General features: G+C 64.7%; 2 protein-coding genes. Both read right to left on the bottom strand.

Features of this window, described 5'->3' with window-relative positions; translation table 11 throughout:
- Positions 1 to 59: 59 nt before the first annotated feature.
- Positions 60 to 815, bottom strand: a complete 756-nt coding sequence (locus tag BerOc1_RS04480; RefSeq protein ID WP_071544549.1) for an MIP/aquaporin family protein — start codon at positions 813 to 815, stop codon at positions 60 to 62.
- A gap of 81 nt (positions 816 to 896) precedes the next feature.
- Positions 897 to 2,429, bottom strand: coding sequence for a DUF2193 domain-containing protein (locus BerOc1_RS04475; RefSeq protein ID WP_071544548.1), 1,533 nt, complete (start codon positions 2,427 to 2,429; stop codon positions 897 to 899).
- Between the last annotated feature and the right edge of the window lie 276 nt (positions 2,430 to 2,705).

The raw sequence follows: 2,705 nt of genomic DNA, 5'->3' as shown, positions 1-2,705 counted from the left end.
GGCCGCCGCACGGGCCCCGGCTCGGGCAGCCCGTGCGGCGGATTTTTGTGGTTGTCTTTTTACTCGGTGCAGGACCCTTCGGCGTTTCTGGGGTCGCCGATGAAGTCGTAGACGAAGGCGGCGAGGACCGCTCCGCCGACCGGGCCGATCAGGTAGATGGGGTATTGGCTCCACATGTTCGGGCCGCCGGTCAGGACGTTCACCAGGTACGGGCCGAAGGTCCGGGCCGGGTTCATGGACGCGCCGGTGACGTTGCCGAAGACGATGATGTCCGCGACCACCACCAGGCCGATGGCCAGGCCGGCGAAGCCGCCCCGGCAGCGGGCGTCCACGGCCGAGCCCATGATGGTCAGCATCAGGATGAACGTCCCGATGCCTTCGCAGAGCATGGCCTGGCCGTAGCCGACCCCGTCGAACATGCCCGTGGCCCCCAGGCCGGTGGGGATGGCCCGGGCTCCCCAGACCGCGACGACCGCCAGCGAGCCGAGGGACGCCCCGGCGCACTGGGCGATGACGTAGGCGATCATGTCCTGTGTCGGAAACCGCTTGGTGGCCCACAGGGCGATGCTCACCGAGGGGTTGATGTGGGTGCCGGAGATGTGCCCGAAGCAGTAGATCATGGCGATGACCGCCAGACCGAAGGCCATGGCGATGGCCACCCAGGCCCCCATCTCGATGCCCACGTTGAATGCGTTCCCTTCGATTCCGGCCTTGCCCTGGAACAGGAAGACCGTGGTTATTACCGAACCCGTGCCGAGGAAGACCAGCACGAAGGTGCCGACCAGCTCCGCGAGGGCGCGTTTGATCAATGTCATCTCATACCTCCGCTAAGATGAGTTGGCTGCAACGGCGCCGCCCGTCCGCAACACGGGAGACGCCGGTCCACATTGCTCGCCTTAGACAGCGCTGTCCCAGTTGCAGTAGCCCTTGCCGCCGGCCAGTTCGCCGGTCACGTACGGCACGTTGCGCTTGATCAGCTTGGTGGCCGCGCAATCCTTGCAGCCGCGCACCGGGGATCCGGGCACGCCGGGATTCAGGGCGATGCAGTTGGTCATCAGCGTGGCGGTGGTACACTCGGGCGTGAGGTAGCACGGGAAGTCCGACAGGCTCATCAACGCGGCGAACCGCTGGGTGATGGCGCAGGCCGGGTAGGTGTACCGCTGCGGGTTGGAGACGACGGGATGCTTGTCGATGGGGCTCAAGTCGATCTTGATGTTCTTGATCGTCGCGCCCGAACCGATGGGCTTGACGTCCAGGATGCGCTCGCCGCGCGTCAGGATGTCGATGAAGTCCGCGTTGTGCAGCTCGTCGGCCTCGCCCCGCTTGGGGTTCATGGCCGCGTAGTTGCTGAACCGCTTGGACAAGAGATCCACGACCATGGGCACGGTGAAGCTGTCCTTCCACAACACGTACGCCGTGGCGCAAGCGGGCGCGCCGGTGGCCACCGACAGGACGTCGTAGGGGTTCTGGTAGGCGTTCTGGTCCAGGCCGGCCTGCAGGGTGGCCTTGAACACGTCCATGACCGACTCGTAGATGCCGAAGACCATCTCGTCGTTGAACATGTTGAACGCGGACTGGGCGATGTGGTGGCCCACGTCGCCGACGCAGTACGCGGGCACGGTGACGATGTTGGCCGGGTGCACGCCCGCCTTGAGGGCGGCGAGAACCACGGGCTTCATGCGTTCCTTGTACAGCGCCATGTACTTGCGCACGTCAAAGGAGGAGTGGCCGCCGTGGCCGCCCAGGTTGTGGCCGTCCATGATCTCGGCCTGGGCCTTGCACGGCTCGCGGTAGATGAACTGCATCATGGCCACTTCGGCCGCCTCGGCCTCGGCCGCGGTCTTGCCGGATTCCATGGCCGCGCGGAAGGCCGCGCCCGAGCCGTAGGAGGTGTTCATGCCCCACGACTTGGCGGACAGGATGGTCTTCTTGTGGTCGGACGGGATGTCCAGGGGGCCGAGGATGCGGTTGACCAGGTTGGACACCGAGCCGCAGGAGAACGCGAAGTCCACCACGCAGGTCAGGCCGTACATGCCGCCGTAGCGGCGGACCGCCTCCAGGCCGACCAAGGCCTGGTTGGCCCCGATGGCCTCGATGAAGGTGTCCAGGGACTTCTTGAACGCCGCGTCCTCCTCGCACAGGATCTCGAGGATGGGCGGGGTCTGGTAGTGCTCGACGAACGGGTCGTCCTCGGGCCGGATGGTGTCGGTCAGGCCGCACAGGATGTCGTAGTGCGCGTTCACCGACTGGACGTGCAGGTCGATCACTTCCTGCGACTGTCCCTCGCCCGCGGTCATCTTGTTGACCGCGTCGACGTAGGGCTTGCAGTCCGTGAGCTTGAACTCGCCGCCCCTCTTCTCCTTGATGACCCCGTAAACCGCCAGGGTTGCGCCAACTGCCTCGTCGATCATTTTCTTATACAACGCCATTGTAGTCTCCTACTGTTTCAGTTCGTCAATCGCCGTGCGCACACACGGCGAACCTCTGCGAAACGTTTTAGAGAGCACTGTATAGTATGGTCGAGGCGACTCCTTCCACTGACGGAACGCTTTGTGGCCCCCCTTTTCCGCAACCGTTCCTCTTGACGGTGGTGCTTATAAACCTGCGGAGAGGGGTGATATACCTAAGGCTAAGGGTATGGCTTTCTCAACTCCCCGGCCGGTCCGCCCGGCCGGAAAACAACTCCTTCGGCCCTCCGTTCGCCG

The organism is Pseudodesulfovibrio hydrargyri (assembly GCF_001874525.1).
GTDB classification, from domain to species: Bacteria; Desulfobacterota; Desulfovibrionia; order Desulfovibrionales; family Desulfovibrionaceae; genus Pseudodesulfovibrio; species Pseudodesulfovibrio hydrargyri.
Note: the sequence above shows the minus strand (reverse complement) of the source record. Positions and strands in the feature narration are given on the sequence as shown.